General features: G+C 68.8%; 27 protein-coding genes, 1 tRNA gene and 1 pseudogene. 18 read left to right on the top strand and 11 right to left on the bottom strand.

The window, feature by feature from the left end; all coding sequences use genetic code 11:
* The first annotated feature begins 2 nt into the window (after nucleotides 1–2).
* The 10 genes and pseudogenes from M9945_RS01830 (at nucleotide 3) to M9945_RS01785 (ending at nucleotide 8855) form a co-directional block, all read left to right on the top strand.
* On the top strand, nucleotides 3–695 hold the full coding sequence (locus tag M9945_RS01830) for a glutathione S-transferase family protein (protein WP_367943189.1): 693 nt from the start codon (nucleotides 3–5) through the stop codon (nucleotides 693–695).
* Nucleotides 695–1840: a tRNA epoxyqueuosine(34) reductase QueG gene (queG, locus tag M9945_RS01825; RefSeq protein ID WP_367943188.1), complete on the top strand. Its 1146-nt coding sequence runs from the start codon at nucleotides 695–697 to the stop codon at nucleotides 1838–1840. Before M9945_RS01830 ends, queG begins: the two co-directional genes overlap by 1 nt.
* A 101-nt stretch (nucleotides 1841–1941) precedes the next feature.
* The gene (mepA, locus tag M9945_RS01820) at nucleotides 1942–2976 is read left to right on the top strand and encodes a penicillin-insensitive murein endopeptidase (RefSeq protein ID WP_367943187.1); all 1035 of its coding nucleotides are present in this window, start codon (nucleotides 1942–1944) and stop codon (nucleotides 2974–2976) included.
* A gap of 115 nt (nucleotides 2977–3091) precedes the next feature.
* Nucleotides 3092–4093, top strand: coding sequence for a glucokinase (locus tag M9945_RS01815; RefSeq protein WP_367943186.1), 1002 nt, complete (start codon nucleotides 3092–3094; stop codon nucleotides 4091–4093).
* Nucleotides 4094–4185: 92 nt separating this feature from the next.
* Complete coding sequence (locus tag M9945_RS01810; RefSeq protein WP_367943185.1) at nucleotides 4186–6021, top strand: ABC transporter ATP-binding protein; 1836 nt, start codon at nucleotides 4186–4188, stop codon at nucleotides 6019–6021.
* A gap of 2 nt (nucleotides 6022–6023) precedes the next feature.
* On the top strand, nucleotides 6024–6824 hold the full coding sequence (dapB, locus tag M9945_RS01805; RefSeq protein WP_367944742.1) for a 4-hydroxy-tetrahydrodipicolinate reductase: 801 nt from the start codon (nucleotides 6024–6026) through the stop codon (nucleotides 6822–6824).
* A 36-nt stretch (nucleotides 6825–6860) separates the two neighbouring features.
* Nucleotides 6861–7481, top strand: a complete 621-nt coding sequence (locus tag M9945_RS01800) for a 2,3-bisphosphoglycerate-dependent phosphoglycerate mutase (protein WP_367943184.1) — start codon at nucleotides 6861–6863, stop codon at nucleotides 7479–7481.
* Nucleotides 7482–7614: 133 nt separating this feature from the next.
* Nucleotides 7615–7699 (top strand) — tRNA-Leu (locus M9945_RS01795).
* A gap of 165 nt (nucleotides 7700–7864) precedes the next feature.
* Nucleotides 7865–8122 (top strand): annotated as a pseudogene (locus M9945_RS01790) (Arm DNA-binding domain-containing protein); the annotation flags it as partial.
* A gap of 409 nt (nucleotides 8123–8531) precedes the next feature.
* Complete coding sequence (locus tag M9945_RS01785; RefSeq protein ID WP_367943183.1) at nucleotides 8532–8855, top strand: tyrosine-type recombinase/integrase; 324 nt, start codon at nucleotides 8532–8534, stop codon at nucleotides 8853–8855.
* A gap of 208 nt (nucleotides 8856–9063) precedes the next feature.
* Here the strand turns inward: M9945_RS01785 and M9945_RS01780 are convergent, their stop codons facing one another.
* Complete coding sequence (locus tag M9945_RS01780; protein ID WP_367944831.1) at nucleotides 9064–9522, bottom strand: flavodoxin family protein; 459 nt, start codon at nucleotides 9520–9522, stop codon at nucleotides 9064–9066.
* Nucleotides 9462–9794: a CRISPR-associated endonuclease Cas1 gene (locus tag M9945_RS01775; RefSeq protein WP_367944741.1), complete on the bottom strand. Its 333-nt coding sequence runs from the start codon at nucleotides 9792–9794 to the stop codon at nucleotides 9462–9464. Before M9945_RS01775 ends, M9945_RS01780 begins: the two co-directional genes overlap by 61 nt.
* On the opposite strand from M9945_RS01775, the gene M9945_RS01770 reads away from it, so the two are divergent.
* Entirely contained in the window at nucleotides 9789–10715 is a 927-nt protein-coding gene (locus tag M9945_RS01770) for a protein kinase (RefSeq protein WP_367943182.1), read from the top strand. The two genes, M9945_RS01775 and M9945_RS01770, sit on opposite strands and share 6 nt — an antisense overlap.
* Nucleotides 10716–10814: 99 nt before the next feature.
* On the opposite strand, the gene M9945_RS01765 is transcribed toward M9945_RS01770, so the two are convergent.
* From M9945_RS01765 to M9945_RS01750, 4 genes are all read right to left on the bottom strand, one after another.
* Entirely contained in the window at nucleotides 10815–11963 is a 1149-nt protein-coding gene (locus M9945_RS01765; RefSeq protein WP_367943181.1) for a GGDEF domain-containing protein, read from the bottom strand.
* A 122-nt stretch (nucleotides 11964–12085) separates the two neighbouring features.
* A complete protein-coding gene (locus M9945_RS01760; protein ID WP_367943180.1) occupies nucleotides 12086–13891 on the bottom strand; it encodes a glycoside hydrolase family 15 protein in 1806 nt (601 codons plus the stop codon).
* 153 nt (nucleotides 13892–14044) lie between these two features.
* Nucleotides 14045–14479 (bottom strand): BA14K family protein, encoded by a 435-nt coding sequence (locus tag M9945_RS01755; RefSeq protein ID WP_367943179.1) that lies wholly within the window; start codon nucleotides 14477–14479, stop codon nucleotides 14045–14047.
* 159 nt (nucleotides 14480–14638) lie between these two features.
* Nucleotides 14639–15385: a sulfite exporter TauE/SafE family protein gene (locus tag M9945_RS01750; RefSeq protein WP_367943178.1), complete on the bottom strand. Its 747-nt coding sequence runs from the start codon at nucleotides 15383–15385 to the stop codon at nucleotides 14639–14641.
* Between the two features lie 167 nt (nucleotides 15386–15552).
* Here M9945_RS01750 and M9945_RS01745 point away from each other — a divergent pair, with 167 nt between their 5' ends.
* The 6 genes from M9945_RS01745 (at nucleotide 15553) to M9945_RS01720 (ending at nucleotide 20473) form a co-directional block, all read left to right on the top strand.
* The gene (locus M9945_RS01745) at nucleotides 15553–16623 is read left to right on the top strand and encodes a DNA topoisomerase IB (protein ID WP_367943177.1); all 1071 of its coding nucleotides are present in this window, start codon (nucleotides 15553–15555) and stop codon (nucleotides 16621–16623) included.
* A 61-nt stretch (nucleotides 16624–16684) separates the two neighbouring features.
* Entirely contained in the window at nucleotides 16685–16972 is a 288-nt protein-coding gene (locus M9945_RS01740; RefSeq protein ID WP_367943176.1) for a hypothetical protein, read from the top strand.
* Between the two features lie 283 nt (nucleotides 16973–17255).
* On the top strand, nucleotides 17256–18233 hold the full coding sequence (locus M9945_RS01735; RefSeq protein WP_367943175.1) for an aliphatic sulfonate ABC transporter substrate-binding protein: 978 nt from the start codon (nucleotides 17256–17258) through the stop codon (nucleotides 18231–18233).
* Between the two features lie 67 nt (nucleotides 18234–18300).
* Nucleotides 18301–19158: an ABC transporter permease gene (locus M9945_RS01730; RefSeq protein ID WP_367943174.1), complete on the top strand. Its 858-nt coding sequence runs from the start codon at nucleotides 18301–18303 to the stop codon at nucleotides 19156–19158.
* A 1-nt stretch (nucleotide 19159) separates the two neighbouring features.
* On the top strand, nucleotides 19160–19918 hold the full coding sequence (locus M9945_RS01725) for an ABC transporter ATP-binding protein (protein WP_367943173.1): 759 nt from the start codon (nucleotides 19160–19162) through the stop codon (nucleotides 19916–19918).
* A 45-nt stretch (nucleotides 19919–19963) separates the two neighbouring features.
* Nucleotides 19964–20473 (top strand): OsmC family protein, encoded by a 510-nt coding sequence (locus tag M9945_RS01720; protein WP_367943172.1) that lies wholly within the window; start codon nucleotides 19964–19966, stop codon nucleotides 20471–20473.
* Between the two features lie 11 nt (nucleotides 20474–20484).
* Here M9945_RS01720 and M9945_RS01715 read toward each other — a convergent pair whose 3' ends face one another.
* From M9945_RS01715 to M9945_RS01695, 5 genes are all read right to left on the bottom strand, one after another.
* The gene (locus tag M9945_RS01715; RefSeq protein ID WP_367943171.1) at nucleotides 20485–21192 is read right to left on the bottom strand and encodes a L,D-transpeptidase; all 708 of its coding nucleotides are present in this window, start codon (nucleotides 21190–21192) and stop codon (nucleotides 20485–20487) included.
* A gap of 72 nt (nucleotides 21193–21264) precedes the next feature.
* Nucleotides 21265–21909, bottom strand: a complete 645-nt coding sequence (locus M9945_RS01710) for a glutathione S-transferase family protein (RefSeq protein WP_367943170.1) — start codon at nucleotides 21907–21909, stop codon at nucleotides 21265–21267.
* On the bottom strand, nucleotides 21906–22559 hold the full coding sequence (locus M9945_RS01705; protein ID WP_367943169.1) for a dihydrofolate reductase family protein: 654 nt from the start codon (nucleotides 22557–22559) through the stop codon (nucleotides 21906–21908). Before M9945_RS01705 ends, M9945_RS01710 begins: the two co-directional genes overlap by 4 nt.
* A gap of 11 nt (nucleotides 22560–22570) precedes the next feature.
* Nucleotides 22571–23014, bottom strand: coding sequence for an SRPBCC family protein (locus tag M9945_RS01700; protein WP_367943168.1), 444 nt, complete (start codon nucleotides 23012–23014; stop codon nucleotides 22571–22573).
* Nucleotides 23015–23106: 92 nt separating this feature from the next.
* Complete coding sequence (locus M9945_RS01695) at nucleotides 23107–24255, bottom strand: DJ-1/PfpI family protein (RefSeq protein WP_367943167.1); 1149 nt, start codon at nucleotides 24253–24255, stop codon at nucleotides 23107–23109.
* Nucleotides 24256–24394: 139 nt separating this feature from the next.
* Here M9945_RS01695 and M9945_RS01690 point away from each other — a divergent pair, with 139 nt between their 5' ends.
* Complete coding sequence (locus tag M9945_RS01690) at nucleotides 24395–25366, top strand: GlxA family transcriptional regulator (RefSeq protein ID WP_367943166.1); 972 nt, start codon at nucleotides 24395–24397, stop codon at nucleotides 25364–25366.
* Nucleotides 25367–25374 lie beyond the last annotated feature (8 nt).

The following is a 25374-nucleotide window of genomic DNA, read 5'->3' as shown; positions in this document are numbered from 1 at the left end:
TCATGCTGACCCTGTTTCATCACCCCCTGTTCGCCTCCTGCCGCTTCGTGCGCCTTTCCTTCGGGGAATATGGCGAGGAGCTCGCGCTCATCGAGGAAAAGCCGTGGCAGCGGCGCAAGGAGTTCCTGACGCTGAACCCGGCGGCGACGCTCCCCGTTCTGCTGGCCGAGGGCGACCAGCCGATCGTCGGCGCGAGCGTGATCTCCGAATATCTCGACGAGACGCGCGGGGTGCTGAAGCGCGACCGCCGGCTGATGGCCGAGGACCCGCTGGCGCGGGCCGAGATCCGCCGCCTGATCGACTGGTATCTCGGCAAGCTGGAGGCGGACGTGACCCGCCATCTGGTGCGCGAACGGGTGCTGAAGCCGGTGATGGGCGCCGAGTTCGGCGGCGGCTCGCCCGATTCGACGGCGATCCGCGCCGCGCGCGCCAACATCCGCCAGCACCTGAAATACACCAACTGGCTGGCCGGCACGCGCAACTGGCTGGCCGGCGGGCGGCTTTCCTATGCCGACATGGCCGCCGCCGCCTCGCTCTCCGTGCTCGACTATCTCGGCGAGGTCGCCTGGGCCGACTATCCGGCGGCGCGGGACTGGTACACGCGCATCAAGTCGCGCCCCTCCTTCCGGCCGCTGTTGACCGACAGGGTGCGCGGGCTGTCGCCGGCCTCGCATTACGGCGACCTCGACTTCTGATGGCGGCGGCCGGAAGCCTGCCTTCCGCATCGAGGCTTCGCGCCTTCATCGACGCCGAGGCAAGGAAGCTCGGCTTCGACGCCGTCGCCGTCACGACGCCCGATTCGACCCCGCTCGTTCCCGCCCGCCTCGCCGACCATGTCGGCAAGGGCCGTCACGGCACCATGGAATGGATGGCCGAGACGGCAGACCGGCGCGGCGACCCGCGCGCGCTGTGGCCGGACGTGCGCTCCGTCATCATGCTGGCGATGAACTACGGCCCGGACCGCGACCCGCTGGAGCTTCTCGACAGGAAGGACCGCGGCGCGATCTCGGTCTATGCCCGCCACCGCGACTATCACGACATCATCAAGGGCCGGCTGAAGGAGGTGGCGCAGAAGCTCGTCTCGCGCAGCGGCGCCGAGGTCAAGGTCTTCGTCGACACCGCGCCGGTGATGGAAAAGCCGCTCGCGGCGGCGGCCGGCATCGGCTGGCAGGGCAAGCACACCTGCCTCGTCAGCCGGGATTTCGGCGCGTGGCTGTTCCTCGGCTCGATCTTCACCACGGCCGAGCTCGCGCCCGACGAGGCGGCGCAGGACCGCTGCGGCTCGTGCCGGGCCTGCCTCGACATCTGCCCGACAAACGCCTTCCCCGCGCCCTACCAGATCGACGCGCGGCGCTGCATCTCTTACCTCAACATCGAGCTGAAGGGACCGATCCCGCACGAGTTCCGCAAGGCGATCGGCAACCGCGTCTATGGCTGCGACGACTGCCTCGCCGCCTGCCCGTGGAACAAGTTCGCGCAGCGTGCGTCGGAGGCCAAGCTCGTCGCCCGCGCCGATCTTCAGGAGCCGAGGCTCGCCGATCTCCTCGCCCTCGACGACGCGGCTTTCCGGGCGCTGTTCGCCGGCTCGCCGGTCAAGCGCATCGGCCGCGACCGCTTCATCCGCAACGTGCTGATCGCCGCCGGCAATTCGGGCGACGCGGCGCTCGCGCCGCAGGTCCGGCTATTGCTCGGCGATCCTTCGCCGCTGGTGCGCGGCACGGCCGTGTGGGCGCTGGCCGAGCTCGAAGGGCCGCAGGCGCTTCGCGGCCTTGGCGACGACGATCCCGACGTCGCCGCCGAGATCGACCTCGCGCTGGGTGGGGTGAGGCAGGAAGCCTGACAGTGTCGTCGAAAGGCCGGGCCGTTGCTGTTATGATTCGCTTAACCCTGTCGCGGCCATGCTGCGGTGGGAGGGCATGGAGTAGCAGAGGCGCGAATAGAATGACACTGAAGGCGACCTTGCGCGGCATCGCGCTCGCTCTTGGCCTCGTCGGCGGCGCGGCGGCGGCACTCGTTCCCCTGCCCGCCCAGGCCGACCCGCTGGCCAAGGAGGTGTTCGGCGCCCAGCGCCTGCCGGCGGCGGCCAAGCCTGCCGTGCACGGCTTCTATTCCAAGGGCTGCTTCGCCGGCGGCATGGCCATCGCCGCCGACGGCCCCAACTGGCAGGCGATGCGCCTGTCGCGCAACCGCCGCTGGGGCCATCCCGACATGATTGCGCTCATCGAGCGCCTGTCGCGCGAGGCGGCGAAGGACGGCTGGCCGGGCCTCTTGATCGGCGACGTCTCGCAGCCGCGCGGCGGGCCGATGCTCAGCGGCCACGCCTCGCACCAGCTCGGCCTCGACGCCGACATCTGGTTCGTGCCGATGCCGACGGGCAAGCGCCTGACCGAGGCCGAGCGCGAGAGGATGGAGTTCGTCTCCATGCTCAAGACGAACTCGCTTTACGTCGACGACCGCAAATGGACGCCGGCCCACGCCGCCGTGCTGAAGCGGGCGGCGAGCTACGGCAATGTCGAGCGCATCCTCGTCCATCCCGGCATCAAGAAGAAGCTGTGCGACACGGTGACGGGCGACCGCTCCTGGCTGCGCAAGGTGCGCCCGTTCTGGGGCCACGATTCGCATTTCCACGTCCGCATCGGCTGCCCGGCCGGCTCGCCCGGCTGCCGGGGGCAGGAGCCGGCGCCGAAAAGCGAGGGCTGCGATGCCTCGCTGGCCTGGTGGTTCACCGAGGAACCGTGGCGCACCTCCAAGGGACCGGCCGAGCCGCGCGCCCGCGACGTGATGCGCCTGTCCGCCCTGCCGGCCGCCTGCCAGGCCGTGCTTTCCGCGCCCGCGCCGGCTTCCGAGGCGGCGGTGACGATCGGCGGCGGCGCGCCGGTCATCGCAACAGCGGGGGCCGCACCGGTGGCGGCCAGCGCCTATGCGCCGACGCCGGAAAGCGCCATCCCGCTGCCGTTCTCGCGCCCGCGCGACTGAGGACGGCCCGTGGGCTTGAGGCGCTTGACTTCGGCGACGGCGCCGCCCTAAACCGATTTAGCCGCGTGAGAGCCGCTCGCGCCGGCCGAACCTTAAGACCAAGCGACGACGGATCATGATGAATTTCCCGGTCCTGACGGGCGACATCGGCGGCACCAATGCCCGCTTCGCGATCCTCATAGACGCCAATGCCGAGCCGAAGGAGTTTCCCGGCGTCCGCACGGCGGATTTCGCCTCGCTCGAGGAGGCGATCCAGACCGCCGTGTTCGACCGGACCTCGGTGCGGCCGCGCTCGGCGCTGCTCGCCGTCGCCGGCCCGGTCGACGGCGACGAGATCGCGCTGACCAACCATGGCTGGGTCGTGCGGCCGAAGGCGCTGATCGAGGCCTTCGGGCTCGACGAGGTCGTGGTGCTCAACGATTTCGAGGCGCAGGCGCTCGGCGTCGTCGCGCTCGGCTCCGAGCATATGGAGAAGATCGGCGGCGGCGAGGCCGAGGAGGAATCGGGCCGCGTCGTCCTCGGCCCCGGCACCGGGCTCGGCGTTGCCGGCCTCGTCCATGCCCGCGGCATGTGGATCCCTGTTCCGGGCGAAGGCGGGCATGTCGACATGGGACCGCGCTCGCCGCGCGACTTCGCCGTGTTCCCGCATGTCGAGACCATCGAGGGCCGCATCTCGGGCGAGCAGATGCTGTGCGGGCGCGGGCTGGTCAATCTTTATCGCGCCGTGGCAATGGCGGACGATGTCGCGCCGCGCCTCTCCACCCCGGCCGAGATCACCGCCGCCGCCCTTTCCGGCGAGGACGCAGAGGCCGTCGAGGCGCTCGACATGTTCGTCACCTGCCTCGGCCGCCTCGCCGGCGACCTCGCGCTCGTCTTCATGGCCCGGGGCGGGGTCTATCTCACCGGCGGCATCGTGCAGAAGATCGTGCCGGCGCTGAAGAACGGCCGCTTCCGCGCCGCCTTCGACGACAAGGCCCCGCACAGCGCCCTTCTGCGGGCGATGCCGGTCCATGTCGTCACCCATCCGCTCGCCGCGCTCGCCGGCCTCGCCGCCTATGCGCGCACGCCGGCGCGCTTCGGCATCGAGCTCGACGGCCGCCGCTGGGGACGGGTCTAGGGGCAAGCCAGAGGGTGAGGCCGGGCGCCGCAGCGCGATTTCGCGATTGCGCAACGCGCCGCGACAGGGCATAGCCCTTCCCTGACCGGCGCATGCAGGAAAGAACGACACACTTGACCGCGCACAGGAAAAAGCAGCGCAAACCGGCGCAGGGTGAGGTCTGGCCGGTGCTCAAGCGCGTGATCGCCGAGAACGCGCGCGAATATGTCAGCATCTACGCCCTCGCCATCGCGTGCCTGATCGCCGTCGCCGCCGCCACCGCCGCCATCCCGTGGGTGATGCCGCCGCTGATCGACCAGGTATTCTACGACCAGAGGTTCGACCTCGTGCCGTTGATCAGCATCGCCGTCATCGGCGTGTTCACCGTGCGGGGCCTCGCCTCCTACGGGCAGTCGGTTCTGCTGGCGCGCATCGGCAACAATCTCGTCGCCCGCTACCAGAAGCGCATCTTCGACCACCTGATGCGGCTCGGGCTCGATTTCTACGGCGGCGAGCGCTCCGGCCGGCTCGCCGCCCAGATCAACGCCAACGTGCTGGGCATCCGCGACCTGTTGTCGATGACGCTGCGCGCCATCGCCAGCGACGCGGTGATGCTCATCGCCCTCGTCGGCGCGATGATCACGCTCGATCCGGTGCTGTCGATCATCGCCGTGCTGATCGGGCCGCCGCTGATCTTCGCGGTCAACGCCATCATGCGCCGCATGCGGCTCGTCGCGCGGCAGGCCATCGAGGTCAATTCCCGGCTGGTCGGGGCCATGCAGGAGGCGACGCAGGGCATCGCCGTGGTCAAGGCCTTCACCATGGAGGAGCAGCTTTCCGCCAAGATGTCGGGGCTGATCGCCGAGGCGGAAAGCCGGGCCAACAAGATCGCCCGGGTGTCCGAGCGCGTGACGCCGATCTCGGAGATCCTCGCCGGCTTCGCGGTCGCCGGCGTCATCGCCTATGCCGCGTGGCGCGTCACCAGCGACGGCACGCCGCCCGGCTCGGTGTTCGGCTTCATCACCGCGCTGCTGCTCGCCTACGACCCGGCGCGCCGGCTCGCCCGCGTCCAGGTCAGCCTCGAGCGGTCGCTGGTCAACGCCCGCATGATCTACGAGCTGCTCGACAGCCCGGCCGGCGAGGTCGACGCCGGGGACGCCGCGCGGCTGGAGGTCGCGGGTGGCGAGGTTCGTTTCGACGACGTCTTCTTCTCCTACGTGCCGGGCCTGCCGGTGCTCAACGGCGTCAGCTTCGCCGCCGCCGCCGGCAGGACGACGGCGCTGGTCGGCAGCTCCGGCGCCGGCAAGTCGACGCTTCTGTCGCTGCTGGAGCGGTTCCACGCCCCCTCCTCGGGCGCCATCCGTATCGACGGGCAGGACATCCAGACGGTGTCGCGCGCCTCGCTGCGCGGCGCCATCGCCTATGTCTCGCAGCACCCCTACCTGTTCGAGGGCACGGTGCGCGACAACATCCGCTACGGCCGCCCCGACGCCAGCGACGCCGAGGTCGAGGAGGCCGCGCGGCTCGCCCATGCCGATCACTTCATCCGAGACCTGCCGCGCGGCTACGACACGCCGATGGGCGAGAACGGGGCGACCCTGTCCGGCGGCCAGCGCCAGCGGCTGTCGATCGCGCGCGCCATCGTCCGCAACGCGCCGATCCTGCTGCTCGATGAGGCGACCTCGGCGCTCGACGCCGAATCGGAGGCCGCGGTGCGCGCGGCGCTGGACGAGGCCATGAAGGGGCGCACCACCATCGTCATCGCCCACCGGCTGTCCACCATCGTCGACGCCGACCATATCGTGGTGCTGGAGGCCGGGCAGGTCGTCGAGGAAGGCCCGCACGCCCGGCTGCTCGCCGAGCCGAACGGCGTCTATGCCCGTTTCTACCGCACGCAGGGCAGAAGCCCTTCGCGCGCGGCCAGCACCGACGCGGAGGGAGCGGCATGAGCATGAAGCTGGTCGTCGTGGGGGCCGCCGGGCGCATGGGCCGCACCCTCATCCGCGCCATTGACGAGACGCCGGGCGCCGCGCTCGCCGGCGCGGTCGAGCGCGCGGGATCGCCGTTCCTCGGGCAGGATGCCGGCGAGCTCGCCGGCGTCGGCAGGCTGGACGTCGCCATCAGCGACGATCCGCTGCCGGTCTTCGCCGGCGCCGACGGGGTGCTCGACTTCACCGCGCCGGCCGCGACGGTCGAGTTCGCCGGCTACGCCGCGCAGGCGCGCATCGTCCACGTCATCGGCACCACCGGCTGCGGGGCCGAGGAAGACGCGAAGATCGCCGCCGCCGCCCGCCATGCCACCATCGTCAAGTCCGGCAATATGAGCCTCGGGGTCAACCTGCTCGCCGTCCTCGTCGAGCAGGCGGCGCGCGCGCTCGCCGGCGACGAGTTCGACATCGAGGTGCTGGAGATGCATCACCGCCACAAGGTCGACGCGCCCTCCGGCACGGCGCTGCTGCTCGGCCGGGCGGCGGCAGTGGGGCGCGAGGTGGCGCTGGAGGACAAGAGCGTGCGCGTGCGCGACGGGCACACCGGCCCGCGCGAGGCCGGCACGATCGGCTTCGCCACCCTGCGCGGCGGCTCGGTCGTCGGCGACCATTCGGTGATCCTTGCCGGGCCGGGCGAGCGCATCGTGCTTTCCCACCACGCCGAGGACCGCTCGCTGTTCGCGCGCGGCGCGGTTCGGGCCGCGCTGTGGGCGCATGGCAGGAAGCCCGGCCTCTATTCGATGCGCGACGTGCTCGGGCTCTGAACCTCTTTTCCTGAAAACTTCGCAAAGGAGTATCCCATGTCCGGAACGCTGGTCCTCGTCCGCCACGGCCAGAGCGAGTGGAACCTGAAGAACCTGTTCACCGGCTGGCGCGACCCCGGCCTGACGGAAAAGGGCCACGAGGAGGCGAAGGAAGCGGGCCGCAAGCTCGCCGCGCGCGGCCTCACCTTCGACATCGCCTACACCTCGGCGCTCGGCCGGGCGCAGGTCACCTGCCGCCACATCCTCGAGGCGGTGGGCCAGCCCGGCCTCGAGACGGTAGAGAACCTTGCCCTGAACGAGCGCGACTACGGCGACCTTTCCGGCCTCAACAAGGACGACGCGCGCGCCAGGTGGGGCGAGGAGCAGGTCCATGTCTGGCGCCGCTCCTACGACGTGCCGCCGCCCGGCGGCGAAAGCCTGCGCGACACCGGCGCGCGCGTCTGGCCCTATTACATGCACGTCATCCAGCCGCATGTGCTGCGTGGACAAACGGTGCTGGTCGCCGCCCACGGCAATTCGCTGCGCGCCCTGATCATGGCGCTGGACGGCCTTTCCGGCGAGGAGGTCATCAAGGTCGAGCTCGGCACCGGCGTCCCGATCGTCTATCGCCTGAATGCCGATTCCACCGTCGCCTCCAAGGAGATCCTCGAAGGCTGAGCGGCCACGGCGCCGGATTTGCGGGTTGCCGCGAGTTTGTGATTGACAGCGCGCCTGCGCCCGCCTACATCGGCGGCGCACCGCGCATGGTCCGGGCAGCGAACGCTCCCCCGAAAGACACATGCGGTCACCTGCCCAGGTGGCGGAATTGGTAGACGCGCACGGTTCAGGTCCGTGTGCCGCGAGGCGTGGAGGTTCGAGTCCTCTCCTGGGCACCATTTTCCGGTTTTTCCACGTCCATAGGCGTCTGGAGAAAGCCGGAAAATCCAAGGAAATCCAGAAGTTTACGTCCAGAGGCGTCTTCCGGCATCCGTTGGCATCCGGAAAATTTGTTGGTATGCTTGTTGGTATCAAAATCACGGTACCAAACACGGGACCGGCACATGGCGACGGACAAACTCAGCGACGTGGCGCTGCGATCCATCAAGCCGCGCGACAAACAATTCAAGCTTTCGGATGGTGGCGGCCTGTTCCTGCTCGTGAACCCGAACGGCAGCCGCTTGTGGCGACTTGCCTATCGGTTCGGCGGTCGCCAAAAGGCGCTCGCTCTCGGCTCATACCCGGCAACGTCGCTCTCCGATGCGCGGGAAGCCCGCAGGAAGGCAAAGGGGCTTCTTGAGGCCGGCACAGATCCAGGCGAAGATAGGAAAGAGCGCAAGGTCGCCGTCAAAGCCGCCAGAGAGGCAGCGGAGAACACCTTTGCCGCTGTCGCGGAAAAATACCTGACCAAGGCGGAAAAGGAAGGGCGGGCGGCCATCACAATGGGCAAGGCGCGCTGGCTGCTCAACGATCTGGCGGCAGGATTGGCGGACAAGCTGGTGCACGAGATCGCACCGAAGGACGTTCTGGCGGTGCTTCGACCTATAGAAGCCAAGGGCAACTACGAAACGGCCCGACGCTTGCGATCCACGATCGGTCGCGTCCTGCGGTTTGCCGTCGCAAACGGCTGGGCGGAGCGTGATGCGACGGCCGATCTCAAGGGCGCGCTGATAGCCCCGAACGTTCGGCACCGCGCCGCTATCGTGAAGCCGGAGCCGCTTGGCTCCGCTGATGCGCGCCATCTATTCATGGGAAGGCGGTCAGCCGACCACAGTCGCGGCGCTGAAGCTGATGGCCCTTCTTGCCCTTCGGCCCGGCGAAGTCCGGGGGGCGCGTTGGGACGAGATCGATTTCGAGAAGCGAACGTGGACCGTTCCGTTAGGCCGCATGAAAATGCGGCGTGTGCATGCCACGCCTCTGCCTGATCAGGCGATTGCGATCCTCAAGGAGTTGCAGCCGCTGGCGGTTCGTGGCGAGGGTTCGCTCATTGGCGATTCGGGTTGGACTGGCAAGTTTCAGCGGTCGCTCCGGGAGAATCTCCCTGCACCTAGTTAATGAGCTTCGTCGGGAAAGCGCCGCCATTCTCGTCATTCAAGATGCCGGTCCTCGTTCCCGAAACTGGCCATCCGCCCAGGGGCCGATCTCATGCCCGCATCGCGCGGTCGTAGAGCGAGAATCCCGTCGCAAGGGCGCGGTTTCCCGATCCATTACGGTAGCCGCACCGTGGCGACACGTCGTGCCCGGGGGAGGCGTTTGCTGGCCGTTAAAACCATTCGGCGTCGATGGCGCGCAGCATCTCCTGCGGTGTCAGTTGCTGGGTCATGCGCCCGCGCTGGACGGAAAGGTGCTCGAAGGAGCGCGCGCCGTTCTCCATCACCCGCGCCTCGAATTCGGCGATGAATTCGGGTTTGAACTGGCTGTTGAAGGTGTTGAACAGCACCACGCGCTTACCGTCGAAACGGTTGTGCGCGACGAAGCTCCAGATCGGCGGCGCGGGACTGTAAAGCCATACCGGGGAGCCTAGATAGAGGGTGTCGAAGGCGTCGAGGTCGACGGTCTGCGGCGTGATCGCCCCTTCACCGCGCGCGTCGCGCATGGCTTTGATCCAGCCCCAAAGGCCGAGCCGGTAATCCTCGGCTTCGAGCGTGATCAGCCGGGCGTTCAGTCGCCGTGCCACATGGCGGGCGGCAAGCGCCGTGTTTCCCGAACGGGAGAAGAACACGACCGCCGTCCGTCCGTGCCCGGCTTGCTCGGCTTCTCGTCCAGAAAGGCATGCCTGCGTTCTTCCCTCTTACGCTCCTGCCATGCGGTGAGCACCGTCTTGCGCGCGTCGTCGCAAAGCAGCACTGCGCCGCTTTCCTGGGTCCGGAAATCGCTGGCGCGAAGCTGGCGCCTGTTGATGAGCGAAAGCGCCAGCCTGTCGGCGAGCGCAGGACGCAGTTCCTCCATCAGGTCGAGCGCTAGGCTTGGCCGACCCGGTCGGTCGCGATGCAGGAAGCCTACCGACGGGTCGAGCCCAACGCTCTCGCATGCGCTGCGGCAGTCAACCTCGCCAGGGAGCTGGCCGCAAAGAACGTCTCGCCCGAGGCGGCGATGGCCGTGAAGTTCACGATGCTGAGCGACATGGTCGAAGGGATGGCGCATCTGCACCGGAAGACGGGGCTGGCCCATCTCGATTTCAAGACGCTCAACTGCTTCGTCGGGGAGGGCGGGGTCTGCAAGATCGCGGATTTCGGGAATTCGATCGAGACGCAGAAGTTCGATATTGCCGCAGAGAAGCTGGCGGGCGCGCTGATGTATGTCGCGCCGGAGGCGATCGACTTCCATACCGCCGCCTTGAGGCTGAGGGTGGAGCGGCTTCTCTATGATGTTTCGGCCCTGTCTTCCAAGGCCATCGACCGCGACGTCGCCATGGCAAGAGATGCGATGCACGACGTGCTTGCCCAGAGGCTGGGCCTGCGGCGCGACATCGACGGCGCGGCGCTCGACGCCTGGGCGCTGGGGTCGACCATGTTCACGACCGTGTTCGGCCGTGATATCGGCCAGTGCGACCCGCAAGCGACCGGCCCCGCAGGGGAACGGGTGAACGCCGGACTGAAAAAACTCGGCGCCGCGCAGAACGGACGCGTCATCGACACCGGCGTCAGCGACTCCGGGCCTCAGGGCAATGTCGGACGCATCGCGCAGGGCGCCTTTGCCGGGTCGAGCGGCAACGCCCTGGTCGACGACCTGATAAACGGGCTTATGCATCCGAACCCGAAGCAGCGGCTTACCCTGGACCAGGCGCGCAATCACCGCCTGTTTCGCGAGACGGCGGACATCGGCAATACCGACTGCCGGCTGTTGATGACGGCGCTCGCATCCGAGACGCCCGATCCTGCGCAGCTTCGGTCGCTGTCCCGCAAGCTCGGATAATTCCGGTGCACAGCGCGCGGCCGGCGGCGGCGGCCTTGTCCTGCCGCGCCGGATGCCCGCCGGCGAAGGAACGGCCGGCATGCAGGGCGGGCGCCGACTTCAGGCAGCCAGCAGCTTCCCGTTGACGCACACCCGGTTCCGGCCGCCTTTCTTGGCGGTGTACAGGGCCATGTCCGCTTCGTGCAGCACGGAAGAAAGATCGCGTCTGGAGGCGGACGCGAAGGACAGGCCTGCGCTTACCGTGCATCTCAGTTGGGCCTGCCCCGCATCGAGAACGGCCTTCGAGAATTCGTCGCGGATCCTGACGACCGTGATCTGGGCGGGAACCGCCGCGGCATTGCCGAAGACGACGACAAACTCCTCGCCGCCGGTGCGCGCCGCGAAGCCGTCATCTCCGGTGATCCGGGCGAGCAATCCGGCGAAGCGCTTCAACACCTCGTCTCCCACGGCGTGTCCGTACCGATCGTTGATCGACTTGAAGTGGTCCAGATCGAAGATGGCGACCGCTGTCCCGACCGGAAGGAGCGCGGCCTCGTACCGGTCGAAAAGCGCGCGGCGATTGTAGAGGCCCGTCAGCGGGTCGGTGACCGAGGCCACGCTCAGGCTCCTCACCAGCCGCGACTGGTTCAGCGCCAGCGAGATGGCGCCGATGCCGGCCAGGCCGATGATGGCGGCCAGGGCGTTCAGGTTCTCGGCCCAGTTGTTGGCTGTCCTGACGCGGTAGATGGGCGATTCGACGAGGATGACGACGGCGCAGAGCAGGAACGACAGCCCGACCACGACATAGAGGCCGGCGAGGATGGCTATAAGCGTCGGCGCCTCGGATCGTGCCTTCCAGTAGCCGATGCCGGCCGACACGAGGATGGCGCCGGCGAGCGCGTTGACCAGGCTCGTGCCGAAGCCGTCGATGCCGGTGAGGAAGAATGGCGCGATGGCGGCGACGGACAGGATCGACAGGGTGAGGATCCGCCGGGTCGGCGGCTTTCCGGTGCGGAACTGCCGCCCCGCTCCCTCGATGATGCTGAACCCCGTCAGGAGCAGCGAAAACGCGGGGAACGCCAGAAGCGGCATGGGACCGTTGATGTAGAGCATGAACAGCCCCAGCCCCATGACCAGAACCAGGAGCCCGGCCGACCAGAGGAACAGGAACGGTTCGGTGCGGGTGATGAGCCAGCCCGCGAAAAGCACGACGGCGAGGCATACGCCCAGCAGCACGACGGCCAGGAGAAGCGACGTATGGTCAAGCACAGCCCGCCCTTCGCTGTTCGATAGCGATAACTCTCGTTACCCGAGCAGCCGAGAGATGCCCGCTATGGATAAAGATTCGATTGGGCGGCGGGTCGCAATTTTATGAAAGTTTCGCGCGGCGCCTAGAGGACGTCCGACCACTTGCGCGAAAGCGACATCGCGGCGTTGATCAGGCCGACCATCGAATAGGTCTGCGGGAAGTTGCCCCACAATTCGCCGCTGTCGAGGTGCATGCCCTCCGAAAGCAGGCCGAGATGGTTCCTGTGCCCGAGGACGTCGGTGAAGACGTCGAGCGCGTCGTCGTGACGGCCGACGCGCACGAGCGCGTCGATCAGCCAGAAGGTGCAGGCGGTGAACGCGGTCTCCGGCTCGCCGAAATCGTCCGGCGCGCGATAGCGGTAAAGGTGGTTGCCGAACCGCAGATGCTCCTCGCAGCGGGCGAGCGTCGACAGGAAGCGCGGATCGTTCGCCGGCACGATGCCGATCTCGGGCATGAGCAGCAGGCTCGCATCGAGATCGGAGCCGCCGAAGGTCGAGGTGAAGCTCCGCAGCTCGCCGTTCCACGCCCGCTCCAGCGCGCCGTCGCGGATGCGCTCGGCCTCCTCGCGCCAGTACGCGGCGCGGGCGGACAGGCCGAGCTTGCCGGCGATCTTGGCAAGGCGGTCGCAGGCCGCCCAGCACATCATCGCCGAATGGGTGTGGACGCCGTTGCGGGTGCGGAACTCCCAGATGCCGGCGTCCGGCTCGTTCCAGCGGCGCACCGCCTGCTCGCCCAGCGGCTCCAGCCGGCGAAACAGCCCCTCGTCGCCGGCCGTCGGCAGCCGCTCGTCGAAGAAATGCTGGATGACCGACAGGATCACCGAGCCGTAGCCGTCGTTCTGCACCTGGGTGTAGGCGGCGTTGCCGCTGCGGACCGGACCGTGGCCGCGATAGCCCGGCAGCGAGCCGATGACGGCCTCGTCCAGCCGGCGCTCGAGGCCGAGGCCGAACAGCGGCTGGAGATAACCGTCGGGGGAGCTCGCCGCCACGTTGGAGACGTAGCCGAGATAATCCTCCATCGTCTTGGTCGCGCCGAGGAGGTTGAGCGCCTTGACGGTGAAATAGGAGTCGCGCAGCCAGCAGAAGCGGTAGTCCCAGGTGCGGCCGCTCTCGCCATATTCGGGGATCGACGTCGTCAGCGCCGCGACGATGCCGCCGGTTTCCTCGTGCGAGCACAGCTTGAGCGTGATCGCGGCGCGGATCACCACGTCCTGGAAATCGACCGGCACCGAAAGATAGCGCACCCATTCCTGCCAATAGGCGACGGTGTCGTCGAGGAAGGCTTTCGCCGCCGGCAGCGGCGCCTGCTCCGGCCGCTCGTCGGCGCCGAGGATGAAGGCATAGGGCCGGTCGACGAGGAACGCCGTGCCGCGCTCGACGAACTCGACCGGCGCATCGGTGGTCAGCCGCAGCACCTGGTCGCCGAGGACGAAGCGGATGTGGTTGGTTCCGCGCGTCGTCTCCGGCGCATGGGCGCCGTAGCCGTGCCGGGGCCGCAGCCGGACGCGGATCTGCGGCGAGCCCGCCAGCGGCTCGACGATGCGCACGACGGTGAGCGGCCGGAAGATACGCCCCCGCGCCTTGAAGCGCGGCGCGAAATCCGTGATTTTGAGCCGGTTGCCGTCGCCGTCGGCCTGCACCGTCTCCAGGACCGCCGTGTTGCGCAGATAGGACTGCCGGCATTCGACGACGTCGTCCATGGCGATCGACCAGCAGCCTTCCTCCTCCCGTCCTTCGGGCAGACCGTCGAGCAGCCGGCAGAACACCGGGTCGCCGTCCATGCGCGGCGCGCACATCCAGACGATCGAGGCGTTGCGGTCGACCAGCGCCGCCGCGGCCGCGTTGCCGATGACGCCGAGATCGAGTGAGGGAAGAAGGGTAGAATTCATGCCGTGACGAGATTGGAAAACAGGAGCGCGGTAATCGGGCAGATAACCGCCGAAGGGCGAGGCTGGTTCCTCCGTTCCCGTTCAGGCGGGGCTGGCAGAAGCGCAAACGGAACCCGCGCCGACGCGGCGCGGGTTCATGTCGTCGGGAAACGCTCAGCTATAGGGCGAAACGCAAGCCCGACGGGGGCCGTTGAGCGGCTGATAGGAATTGTCGGAAACGCGGTACGACCGCCAGCGGTCCTGGCACCACTGCACATGCGCGCGGCTCAGCCTCTGTGGCTGCTGGTTGGCCATTCCGCCGCCGATGATGGCGCCGGCGATGAAGGCGGCCGGCGGGAACCACCAGCCATTGTGCTGGCGATAGCCCGCGCGACGATCACGATAGCCGCGATGGCCGTTGTAATAGGCCTGGTTTCCGCGACGCTCGAAGCGGTCACGACGGTCGTCACGGCGGTCGGAGCGGTCACGCCGGTCGTCGCGGCGATCGAAGCGGTCACGCCGATCATCGCCGCGCGGCCGCCGGTCCTGGACCTGAAGCACGTCGGACTTGACCGCCGGGCCTTGCTGCAACAGCACGGGAGCGGCCATCGCGGGCGCCGCGCTGCCCAGCGCGAAGGAAAGCGCCACCGCTGTGCAAAGGCTTGTCGATATATGTCTCATGGCTTGACCTCTGATGTTTAGTCCCTCGGCGACAAAACGGGCCAGGCGTGGAAATGTTTCAGTAAAAATGCGGCGCAATCCCCTGAACTAGGCGAACAGCCTAGCGAAGAAGACCGCGCTCATGGCAAGACCGACGGCGATGACGACGCCGCGCACCACCTTGCGCGGCAGCCTGCGCGCGAGCGGCGCGCCGGCATAGCCGCCGACGGTCGCCGCCGCCATCATCAGCGCCGCCTGCGGCCAGACGACGATGCCCGCCACGGCGAAGGTGGCAACCGAGATCGCCGACAGGATGAAGGACAGGCCGTTCTTCAGCCCGTTCATGACGTTGAGGTCGCGCATGCCCCACAGCGAGAACAGCGCCAGCAGCACGATGCCGAGGCCGCCGTTGAAATAGCCGCCATAGATCGACACCAGCACCGTGCCGGCCCAGCCCTCCGGCTTGCCGGCGCGGCGGCGCTGCGCCCAGGCCTGCATCCTGTCGCCGAAGGCGAAGGCGAGGGTGGCGGCGAGCAGCAGGAACGGCACGACGACCGAGAACGCTTCGTTCGACGACACGAGGAGAAGCAGCGAGCCGATCAGCCCGCCCGCCGCCGTCGCCGCGGCGATCCGCACAAGCCGCCTGCGGTCATAGGCGGCAAGCTCGCTTCTGAAGCCGACCGCCCCGCCGAGATAGCCGGGGAACACCGCGACCGCGCTGGTGGCGTTGGCGACGACGACGGGCACGCCCGTATAGACGAGCGCCGGGAAGGTCAGGAACGTCCCGCCACCCGCGACGGTGTTGAGGACGCCGGCGCAGAAGGCGGCAACGGCAAGGATCAGGGCATCGGTCATGGCAGGGGGCGAGAGCAGTCGTTTGGGGGGAATAGCCGGCGGGCTTCGCCGTCAGCCGGCTTGGTAGTCCCCGGGACCAGTCGAATCAACCCCGCCAACCGGTCGCCTGCCGGAACAAGAAGGATGCGGTGCCGTTCTAGCCGGGACAGGCAAGAAGGCGTTCGGTCATGCGGGGTTGGAGTGCGTCGATAGAGGCGGCCGAGCGGGCCGATCTTCTTTATGTCAACGACGCCGAGCCCGGATATCGACGCCGACGCGCCGGCAAGGGCTTCTTCTATCTCGACCCGGCGGGCAGGCGCCTCGGCGACGAAGGGGAGCTCGCGCGGATCGGGGCGCTCGCCGTTCCGCCGGCGTGGACCGAGGTGTGGATATGCCCGGACCCGGCCGGCCACATCCAGGCGACCGGCCGCGACGAGCGCGGCCGCAAGCAGTATCGCTATCATCCGGCATGGACGGCCCACCGCGACGAGGCGAAATTCTCCAGCCTCGTCGCGTTCGCCCGGGCGCTGCCGAAGCTGCGCGCGCGCGTCGACGCAGACCTGCGCAAGCGGGGATTGCCGCGCGAGCGCGTCGTCGCCTCGGTGGTACGGCTGCTCGACAACACGCTGATCCGCATCGGCAACGACGCCTACGCGCAGGAGAACAAGAGCTTCGGCCTGACGACGCTGCGTTCGCGCCATCTCGAGGCCAACGGATCGCGCCTCGCCTTCTCCTTCACCGGGAAATCGGGGCGGAAATGGCAGCTGAAGCTCTCCGACCGCCGGGTCGCCACCGTCGTGCGCGCGATCCAGGAGCTGCCGGGACAGCGCCTGTTCCAGTATCTTGACGAGGCGGGCGGCCGCCGCGATATCCGCTCGCAGGACGTCAACGACTATATCCGCGCGGCGATCGGCCCGGATTTCTCGTCACGGCATTTCCGCACCTGGGGCGCGACGGTGTCGGCCGTGCTGTCGCTGGCCGGAACGGAGGTGCCCGGCTCGAAGCGCGAGCAGGCGATCGCGCTCAACGCCGTGCTCGACGATGTGGCCGGACTGTTGCGCAACACGCGCACCGTCTGCCGCCGCTGCTATGTCCATCCAGCCGCGATGGAGGCATGGCAGGAGGGGCGGCTCGGCCCGGAGATGGAAGCGATCCGGCGGCGGCTTTCCCGGCCGCTGAAAGGGCTCGATGCCTCGGAAAGCACGGTGTTGCGCTGGCTGTCCGGCGGCGCGACCCCCGCCCGCCCTTCGCCCCGATAGGTGGAACAATCCGCCGCCCGGCCGATTTGGCGCAGGAACGAGGAACGAAGGAGCCGAGACCATGGACCCGCGCAGAAAACCCGACCCGCGGAACGAGGACGACCCCCGGCAGGAAGGCCCGGCGCTGGAGGAGCAGGACTGGGAGGCGATCGAAAGCGGCGCGCTGACGCCCGACAGCCTGCCGGAGAACGGCGACCTGAGATACGACAGCCCGCGCGACGGCGAGCTGCCGGGCGAGGACGACGACAACCCGTACCAGAACAGCGACGAGGCGCTGCCGGAGGACCGCGACGAAGCCGCCCTAACCCGCGACCCTTCCAAGGAAGGCGGCCGGTTCGACGAGGTGTGAGGCCGGGGGCTTGCGCCGGTTCGTTCGCGGAACACCACGGCGCTCGCATATTCTGGAATTTTTTTCCGGCGTTCGGCGAAAGAACGCAAATCGTTCCGGTTTCCCGAGGGGAAGGCCGCTTTATAAATTGGAAGAAGCGCCGATTTGAGCATGCAGCTTGCGGGCGCTTAACAAATGCAGCTAAAGCGCGGGGCCGAAAATTCTCCCGCGAGCTGACGGCGGACCGCTGGTCCGCCTCGATCAATGCCGGCGCCGTCGCGTCCGGCCCATGGGGAGAACTGCCATGAAGTTTCCGTCTCGTCGTCTTGTCCTCGGCCTTGCCCTGTCGCTCGGCCTCCTCGCCCCGGCCGCGTCCTTCGCCGCCGACAAGCCCGCCTCGATCACCATAGACTGGGCGACCTACAATCCCGTCTCGATGCTGCTCAAGGACAAGGGTTGGCTCGAGGAGGAGTTCGCCAGGGACGGCATCACGGTGACGTGGGTCCAGTCGCTCGGCTCGAACAAGGCGCTCGAATTCCTCAACGCCGGCTCGATCGATTTCGGATCGAGCGCGGGCGCGGCCGCCCTCGTCGCCAAGATCAACGGCAATCCCATCAAGTCGGTCTACGTCTACTCCAAGCCCGAGTGGACGGCGCTGGTCGCCGGCAAGGACAGCGGCATCGAGACCATCGCCGACCTCAAGGGCAAGACCGTCGCCGTCACCCGCGGCACGGACCCGCACATCTTCCTCGTCCGCGCCCTCCAGGGCGTCGGGCTGAGCGAGCAGGACATCACGCCGGTGCTGCTCCAGCATCCCGACGGCGCCACCGCGCTGGTCCGCGGCGATGTCGACGCCTGGGCCGGTCTCGACCCGATGATGGCCAATGTCGAGCTGAACGACGGCGCGCGCCTGTTCCACCGCGACGCCGACGCCAACACCTACGGCATACTGAGCACAAGGGAGGCGTTCCTGGAGCAGTATCCCGACGTCGTGAAGCGGGTGCTCGTCGTCTACGAGAACGCGCGCAAATACGCGCTCGACAATCCCGGCGAGGTCAAAGCGAGCTTCATCGCCGCGACCGGCCTGCCCGAGGCCGTCGCCGACAAGCAGCTCAACGAGCGCACCGACCTGAGCAACGGCGTGATCGGCGAGGCGCAGCGCGAGTCGATCCTCGCGGCGGGCCTCGTCCTGCAAAAGGCGGGCATCGTCGACGCCGGCGTCGACGTGCGGCAGGTCCTCGACGACCTCATCGCCGAGGGGCACGTGCAGATCACGAACTGATCCTGCGCGCCGATCTGGATTGACGTGCTGCCCCGGCGGAAGGGCGGCAGCGGAGGCGGAGCATCCAATGGCCATCGTGGAAAGCAGCATAGCCGGCGAGACGGCACAGCTCGGGCTCGGGCGGTCCGCCGGCCTGCCCGATCGCCTCAAGGGCGCGCTGGGGGGCCCGGCGCTGGGGCTTCTCCTGCCGGTGCTCGCCGCCGTCGTCTGGGAACTCGCCGTCCGGCTCGGCTGGTCCACCGGGCGGCTGGTGCCGCCGCCCTCCGTCATCTGGGAAACCTTCCTGCAACTGGCTGAGGGCGGCGCGTTGCAGCACCATGCAGCGGCCACGCTGACGCGCGTCGCCATCGGCTTCGGCGCAGGCGTCGCGGCCGGAACGCTGGTCGGAGCCGTCACCGGCTATTCGCGCTTCCTCTCCCGCCTGCTCGACCCCACCCTTCAGGCCCTGCGCGCCATACCCTCCATCGCCTGGGTGCCGCTGTTCATCCTGTGGCTCGGCATCTTCGAGGCCTCGAAGGTCACGCTGATCGCGGTCGGCGTGTTCTTCCCCGTCTATCTCGGCGTCATGGGGGCCGTGGCCTCGGTCGACCGCAAGATCGTCGAGGTCGGCCGCGTCTTTCGCCTCTCGGGGCCGCAGATGGTGCGCCGCATCCTGCTGCCGGCGGTGCTTCCGTCCTACGTGATCGCGCTTCGCTCGGGCCTCGGCCTCGGCTGGATGTTCGTCGTCGCCGCCGAGTTCATGGGCGCCTCGCAGGGGCTCGGCTACCTGCTGATCGACGGCCAGCAGCTCGGCAAGCCGGCGCAGATCGTCACCGCCATCGTCGCCTTCGCCATCCTCGGCAAGATCACCGACTGGCTGATCGTCGCCGCGACGCGGCCGTTCCTGCGCTGGGAAGACCGCTTCGCCCGGCAGGGGGCGAACTGACATGCTCGTCCTCGACCGCGTCGGCAAGACCTATCCCAACGGCGTCCATGCGCTGGAAGGCGCCAGCCTGTCCATCGCGCCCGGAGAGATCGTCGCCATCGTCGGCGGCTCGGGCTGCGGCAAGTCGACGATGCTGCGGGCGATCGCCGGCCTCGACGCCCCGAGCCGCGGCCGCGTCGCGCTCGACGGCATGACCGTGACCGCCCCGCACGAGAAGATCGGCATCATCTTCCAGGAGCCGCGCCTCCTGCCCTGGCTCACCGTCGCCGGCAACGTCGCCTTCGGCGTCGAGCACCTGCCGCGGCGGGAGCGGGACGAGCGCGTCGCCACGGCGCTGGCGCGGGTCGGCCTCGCCGACAAGGCGCACGCCTGGCCCCGCGAGCTTTCCGGCGGCCAGGCGCAGCGCGTCGCCATCGCGCGCGCGCTGGTGCCGCGCCCGGAAGTGCTGCTGCTCGACGAGCCGTTCTCGGCGCTCGACGCCTTCACCCGCGCCGACCTTCAGGACCATCTGCTCGCCCTGTGGGCGGATTCCAGACCCACCCTCCTGCTGGTGACGCACGATGTCGACGAGGCCATCGCGCTCGCCGACCGCATCGTCGTCATGCGCCCGCGCCCGGGCCGGCTTTTCGAGGAGATCGCGGCGGCGCTGCCGCGCCCGCGCGACCGGCGTTCGGAGGAATTCGACGCCGTGCGCCACCTCGTCCTCGACTCGCTCGACCGCTCGCTGGAGCGCGCCCCGCTCGCGGCGGCTTCGGCCTGAAAGCCCGGCCTTTCCCTTGCAGCAACCGAAAATGAGGATTTCGACATGGACGCCGCCGAACTGCGCGCGATGCAGGCGCCGATCAAGGAACGCTACCGCAACGACCCGACGGCCGGGCTGGTGACGCTGAAGGCGCGCGGCTCGCTCGACGACGGCAACGTCGCCTGCAAGGTCGAGACGGGGCGGGCCCTCGCCGTCGCCGGCCTGCATCCGGCCACGGGCGGCAGCGGCCTCGAGCTGTGCTCGGGCGACATGTTGCTCGAAGCCCTGGTCGCCTGCGCCGGCGTGACGCTGAAAGCCGTCTCGACCGCGCTCGAAATCCCGTTGCGCGGCGCGCGCGTGTCGGCGGAAGGCGACCTCGATTTCCGCGGCACGCTGGGCGTCGACAAGGAAGCCCCGGTCGGCTTCGCCGAGATCCGGCTGCGCTTCGACGTCGACACCGACGCCGCGCAGGACAAGCTCGACCAGCTGCTGAAGCTGACCGAGCGATATTGCGTGGTCTACCAGACGATCAGGAACGGCCCCAAGGTCGACGTCACCCTCGCGCGGACCTGACGCGGCAAGCGCTAGATGACGACGATCGGGGAGCCGCTCGATACGCGGTTGTAGAGGTCGATGATGTCCTGGTTGATCAGCCGGACGCAGCCCGAGGACATGGACTGCCCGATCGACCACCATTCCGGCGAGCCGTGGACGCGGTACAGCGTGTCCTGCCCGTCCTTGAAGATATAGAGCGCGCGGGCGCCCAAGGGATTGTCGGGGCCGCCGGGCTGGCCGGTGCGCCACTTCTCCAGATCGGGCCGGCGCGCGATCATCTCGGAGGGCGGCGTCCAGGTCGGCCATTCGCGCTTGTACTGGATGACGGCGCGGCCCGACCACTCGAACCCGGCCTTGCCGATGCCGACGCCGTAGCGCAGCGCGTCCCCTCCGGGCTGCACGTAGTAGAGAAGGTGCTCGCGCGTGTTGACGACGATGGTTCCGGGCGCCTCGCCGGTGGTGTTGGGAACGATCTGCCGCCGGAACTTCGAGGGCACCTTCTCGTAGGGAACGGCAGGGAGCGCATGCGGGCCCTCGGTGACGGCCGCATACATCACGTCCGGGCTCGTCACCTGCGGATCGATGCTGATCTTGGGGCGGATGCCGCCGATGCTGCCGGTCGGCATGTAATCGATGCCGACGCCGCTGAAGGGGTCGGCGACGTGGCTGCATCCCGGAATCAGGGGCAACCCCGCCAGGCCAAGCAACATTCTCCGGCGATCCAGCTTTGTCGACATGCTTCGAATACCTGCAAAACGTGCAGATATCGGTACGCCGTTATGGTTAACAATTGTCTAGCGCCGCCGCGGCTACGGCCGTCCGGCCCACACCGCGCGTTGGGCCGCGAAGGCGCGCTTGAAGGCCGGCCGCGCCTCGCCGCGGGCGACATAGGCGGAAAGGTCCGGATAGCCGCCGAGGATGCCCGATCCCGCCAGCCGGCGCAGCGCCGACACCATCAGGAGGTCGCCGGCGCTGAACGCGCCGTCGAGCCAGTCGGCCGCGCCGAGCCGGCCAGAAAGCGCTTCCAGCCGGACGCGCACGCGATCCTCGAGGAGGGGCAGGCGCGCCTCGCACCAGGGCCTGTCGCGCTCCAGATAGAGGGCCTGCTCGAGCTCGACGATCGGCAGCTCCACCGTGTTGAGCGCGGCGAACATCCATGCGACCGCCCGCGCCCGGGCATCGGCGTCGTCCGGCAGCAGGCCGGCATGGCGGCCGGCGATGTGGAGCACGATGGCCCCAGACTCGAACAGGACGAGCCCGCCTTCCTCATAGGTCGGGATCTGGCCGAAGGGCTGGAGCGCGCGATGCGCCGGCTCCTTCATCGCCGCGAAGGAAACGAGGCGGACCTCATAAGGCTGCCCCGCTTCCTCCAGCGCCCAGCGAACCGGCATGTCGCGCGCCAGCCCCCTGCCCTCGTCGGGCGATTGTTCGAATGCGGTGATGACGGGGATCATCGGGACGCTCCGGCGCGGGAGAACGTCAAATGGGTGACGCCCCCCGGGGAGGACACCATCTCGATCGCGTAGTCCTTCTCGAGACCTTCCAGCCCGTCCCACAGGCGCACGCCGCGGCCGAGCAGGATCGGGACCAGCACGACATGCATGTCGTCGACCAGCCCGGCGGCGAGGAACTCGCGGAGCATCGTCGGGCCGCCGCCGAGGCGTATGTCCTGACCGCCCGCCACCGCCCGGGCGGCTTCCAGCGCCCCGGCGGGCGGGGCGTCGATGAAGTGGAACGTCGTGCCGCCCTCCATCTCCAGCGGCGCGCGCGGGCGATGGGTGAGGACGAAGACCGGCGTGTGGAACGGCGGGTTCGGCCCCCACCAGCCCTTCCAGTCCGGGTCGTCCTGCCATCCGGGCGGCCCGAACTTCCTCGCGCCCATGATCTCGGCGCCGATCCCGTGCGCGAACTGCCGCACGAAGGTATCGTCGATCCCGCCCGCGCCGCCGGGCTGGCCGGTCAGCTCATGCCACCAGCGGGTGGCCATCATCCATTGATGCAGCCGCTCGCCGGCATGGCCGAAAGGCTGCTCGAAGCTCAGGCCCTCGCCGGTGGCGAAACCGTCGAGCGAGACGGTGAAGTGCTGGACGCGGACGCGTGACATGGCTTGGGCTCCTACTCCTCGATCTCGGGCTCGACCAGCTTGGCGAGCTTGCGCAGGGAATCCTGCCAGCCGAGATAGCACGCCTCGGGCGGGATGATATCCGGCACGCCCTGCTGCTCGATGTTGACCTCCGTGCCGACCGACACGGCCTTGAGGTCCACCGTCACCTTCATCTCGCCCGGCAGGTTGGGGTCGTCGAACGAGTCGGTGTAGACGAGCCGCTCGCCCGGAACGAGCTCCAGATAGGTGCCGCCGAAGGCATGGCTGTTGCCGGTGGTGAAGTTGCGGAACGACATCCGGTGCCTGCCGCCGACCTCGGCCTCCAGCACATGGACGGTGCAGAGAAACCCGTAGGGCGGCAGCCAGCTCGCGACCGCGTCCGGTTCGAGGAAGGCGCGATAGATCTTCCCGGGCTTCGTGGCGATGACGCGGTGAAGGCGGATGGTGTTGGGCATGGATTCCTCCCTGGGGCTCGGGTTTCATCGGGATGGCCGCCCGCAGCATAAGGCAGCATACGGGAATTAATATGGACACGGGTCCCGCCCTGTCACCGGCCCGCCGCCTGTCGCGGATATTCGAGCTGCATCGCGACCACGTCCGTCGTGCGCGCGCCGTATCGCGCCGCGATCGCGGCAAGCGTCAGGTCGAGCGCCTCGGCCGGCTTGCGGCCGGGAAAGGTCGAGGCGTCCAGGGCGCGCGGCCAGTCCGCCCCCGCATGGTCGGGGACCACGCGGACGCCGTTCGCGGTCTCCACCACGCCCGGCACGGCGGCGAAGGTCGCGACGCCCGAGCGATAGGTGCGCGACCACGCATCGGCCGCCAGCGCCAGCGACACCTCGTCCATGCCCGGCTCGAGCCGGATGCCGAGCGTCTCGCGGTTCCAGAAGACCATCCTGTTGGCGAGCACGGTCGCCACGAACGGACGGGTCAGCCTGAAGGCGGCGCTGGCGTGGCGTGCGTCCCACGTCTCGACGCCGAGGTCGTGCGCCACTGCCTCCGCCCTTTCCCGGCCGGCGATGGCCTCGATCAGCGTCAGCATCATCGGCATCGAGGCGGTGATGCCGGTCGTCGTCACCACGCCCTCTTCCGCGACCATCCGCCGGTCGGCGACATAGCGGATCGTCGGGCTGCGCTTCAGCATCTCGTCGAGATAGTACCAGTGCGTGGTCGCGCGCCGGCCGTCGAGCAGGCCGGCCGCGGCGACGACCTTCGCCCCGGCGCAGATGCCGATGATCGTCGCGCCCTTTTCCGCCTGGCTCCTGATCCACGCGAGCGCGGCGGGATCGTCGTCGCGGCTCATCGCCGGCACGACCACATAGTCGGCGCCTTCGGGATGTTCGGCGTCGAACGCCGCGATGGTCGCGTCGGGCTCGACGGCAAGCGCCGGATAGAGCTGTACCGGCCCCGGACCGGTGGCCAGCAGGGCCACGTCGGCGACGTCGGCGCGCCGCAGGATGCCGGTCGGCATGAGATAGTCGGTGGTCTCCGTGGCGTCGTTGATGCCGATGACGGCGACCAGCGGCCGCGTGCGTTCGACGGGCCTCAGCGAAGCGAGCAGAGCCTGCGCCTCCTCCCGCGGCACCGGCGGGGCCGAGGCAGCCGTGGCCACCGGCAGGCTGAGCATCCAGCCGCCGAAGCCGGCGAATGAAAGGACGAAGAGCGCCACACCGCCCCAGATGAAGAAGGATTTCGACATGCCGCGTCTCCCGGAAAGGGAAGAAGGAACGGAAGCGCCTTCCTTCGGCCGTCCGGCCTTTTCGCGCTTCCATCGAGCAGCCGGACTCTAGCAGTCACCGCATCTGGCAGAAATGACAAAGATATGGCAATTTCCGCCAATGCATACCGTCGTCTTCATCGTCTATCCCGGCTTCGAGCTGCTCGACGTCTCGGGGCCGGCCGCGGTGTTCAACGGCGCCAACCGCGCCCTTGGCCAGCGCGGCAAGCCGGCCTTCTACAAGGTCGTGCTGGCATCGGTCGAAGGCGGCGTCGTCGAAAGCAGCAGCGGCGTCGCGCCGGACACAAGGCCGCTCGCCGGGCTCGATCCGGGCGAGGCGCAGACGGTCCTAGTGGCGGGCGCGGAGCGCGAGCCGCTCATGCAGGCGGTGTTAGATCCCGCCCTGAAGGCTGCCCTGCCGCCCCTTGCCGGAAAGGCCGAACGCTTCGGCTCGGTCTGCTCCGGCGGCTTCGTGCTTGCCGCGCTCGGGCTGCTCGACGGCTGCCGCGTCGCCACCCACTGGGATTCCTGCGAGCCTTTCGCGAAAGCCTTTCCGAAGGTCACGGTCGATCCCGACGCGCTCTACGTGGTCGAGGACAGGTTGTGGACGTCGGCCGGGGTGACGACCGGCATCGACATGGCGCTGGCGATGGTCGCGCGCGACCTCGACGCGGCGATCGCCGGCGAGGTGGCGAAGCGGCTGGTGCTCTATGCAAGGCGGCCCGGCTACCAGTCGCAGTTCAGCCCGGTGCTCACGGCGCAGGTCAAGGGCGCCAGCCCGTTCGCCGAGCTGATCGGCTGGATGCAGGCGAACCTCGACCTGGCCCTCGACGTGCCCTCGCTCGCCGCCCGCGCGGGGTTGAGCGAACGCACCTTCCATCGCAAATTCGTGGCGGCGACCGGCCAGACGCCGGCCCGCTTCGTCGAGACCGCCCGGCTCGACGCCGCGCGCATGCTGCTGTCGCGCGGGCTGCCGCTGAAATCGGTCGCCGCGCAGGTCGGGCTCTCCCCGCCCGCCCGGCTCACGGACGCCTTCGAGCGCCGCTTCGGCGTCACGCCGCGGCTATTCCGTGAGATGCACCCTGAGCTGTAGCGTGTCGC

Origin of the sequence: Aquamicrobium sp. (genome assembly GCF_023954335.1) — a bacterium.
Lineage (GTDB): Bacteria > Pseudomonadota > Alphaproteobacteria > Rhizobiales > Rhizobiaceae > Aerobium.
The sequence above is the reverse complement of the archived record's forward strand: the minus strand, read 5'-3'. Positions and strand labels throughout refer to the sequence as shown.

Coding starts and splice junctions, on each gene's coding strand:
- M9945_RS01830 (WP_367943189.1), top strand. CDS start 3: ATGCTGACCCTGTTTCATCACCCCCTGTTCGCCTCCTGCCGCTTCGTG.
- queG (WP_367943188.1), top strand. CDS start 695: ATGGCGGCGGCCGGAAGCCTGCCTTCCGCATCGAGGCTTCGCGCCTTC.
- mepA (WP_367943187.1), top strand. CDS start 1,942: ATGACACTGAAGGCGACCTTGCGCGGCATCGCGCTCGCTCTTGGCCTC.
- M9945_RS01815 (WP_367943186.1), top strand. CDS start 3,092: ATGATGAATTTCCCGGTCCTGACGGGCGACATCGGCGGCACCAATGCC.
- M9945_RS01810 (WP_367943185.1), top strand. CDS start 4,186: ATGCAGGAAAGAACGACACACTTGACCGCGCACAGGAAAAAGCAGCGC.
- dapB (WP_367944742.1), top strand. CDS start 6,024: ATGAAGCTGGTCGTCGTGGGGGCCGCCGGGCGCATGGGCCGCACCCTC.
- M9945_RS01800 (WP_367943184.1), top strand. CDS start 6,861: ATGTCCGGAACGCTGGTCCTCGTCCGCCACGGCCAGAGCGAGTGGAAC.
- M9945_RS01785 (WP_367943183.1), top strand. CDS start 8,532: ATGCGCGCCATCTATTCATGGGAAGGCGGTCAGCCGACCACAGTCGCG.
- M9945_RS01770 (WP_367943182.1), top strand. CDS start 9,789: ATGCAGGAAGCCTACCGACGGGTCGAGCCCAACGCTCTCGCATGCGCT.
- M9945_RS01760 (WP_367943180.1), bottom strand. CDS start 13,891: ATGAATTCTACCCTTCTTCCCTCACTCGATCTCGGCGTCATCGGCAAC.
- M9945_RS01755 (WP_367943179.1), bottom strand. CDS start 14,479: ATGGCCGCTCCCGTGCTGTTGCAGCAAGGCCCGGCGGTCAAGTCCGAC.
- M9945_RS01750 (WP_367943178.1), bottom strand. CDS start 15,385: ATGACCGATGCCCTGATCCTTGCCGTTGCCGCCTTCTGCGCCGGCGTC.
- M9945_RS01745 (WP_367943177.1), top strand. CDS start 15,553: ATGCGGGGTTGGAGTGCGTCGATAGAGGCGGCCGAGCGGGCCGATCTT.
- M9945_RS01740 (WP_367943176.1), top strand. CDS start 16,685: ATGGACCCGCGCAGAAAACCCGACCCGCGGAACGAGGACGACCCCCGG.
- M9945_RS01735 (WP_367943175.1), top strand. CDS start 17,256: ATGAAGTTTCCGTCTCGTCGTCTTGTCCTCGGCCTTGCCCTGTCGCTC.
- M9945_RS01730 (WP_367943174.1), top strand. CDS start 18,301: ATGGCCATCGTGGAAAGCAGCATAGCCGGCGAGACGGCACAGCTCGGG.
- M9945_RS01725 (WP_367943173.1), top strand. CDS start 19,160: ATGCTCGTCCTCGACCGCGTCGGCAAGACCTATCCCAACGGCGTCCAT.
- M9945_RS01720 (WP_367943172.1), top strand. CDS start 19,964: ATGGACGCCGCCGAACTGCGCGCGATGCAGGCGCCGATCAAGGAACGC.
- M9945_RS01715 (WP_367943171.1), bottom strand. CDS start 21,192: ATGTCGACAAAGCTGGATCGCCGGAGAATGTTGCTTGGCCTGGCGGGG.
- M9945_RS01710 (WP_367943170.1), bottom strand. CDS start 21,909: ATGATCCCCGTCATCACCGCATTCGAACAATCGCCCGACGAGGGCAGG.
- M9945_RS01705 (WP_367943169.1), bottom strand. CDS start 22,559: ATGTCACGCGTCCGCGTCCAGCACTTCACCGTCTCGCTCGACGGTTTC.
- M9945_RS01700 (WP_367943168.1), bottom strand. CDS start 23,014: ATGCCCAACACCATCCGCCTTCACCGCGTCATCGCCACGAAGCCCGGG.
- M9945_RS01695 (WP_367943167.1), bottom strand. CDS start 24,255: ATGTCGAAATCCTTCTTCATCTGGGGCGGTGTGGCGCTCTTCGTCCTT.
- M9945_RS01690 (WP_367943166.1), top strand. CDS start 24,395: ATGCATACCGTCGTCTTCATCGTCTATCCCGGCTTCGAGCTGCTCGAC.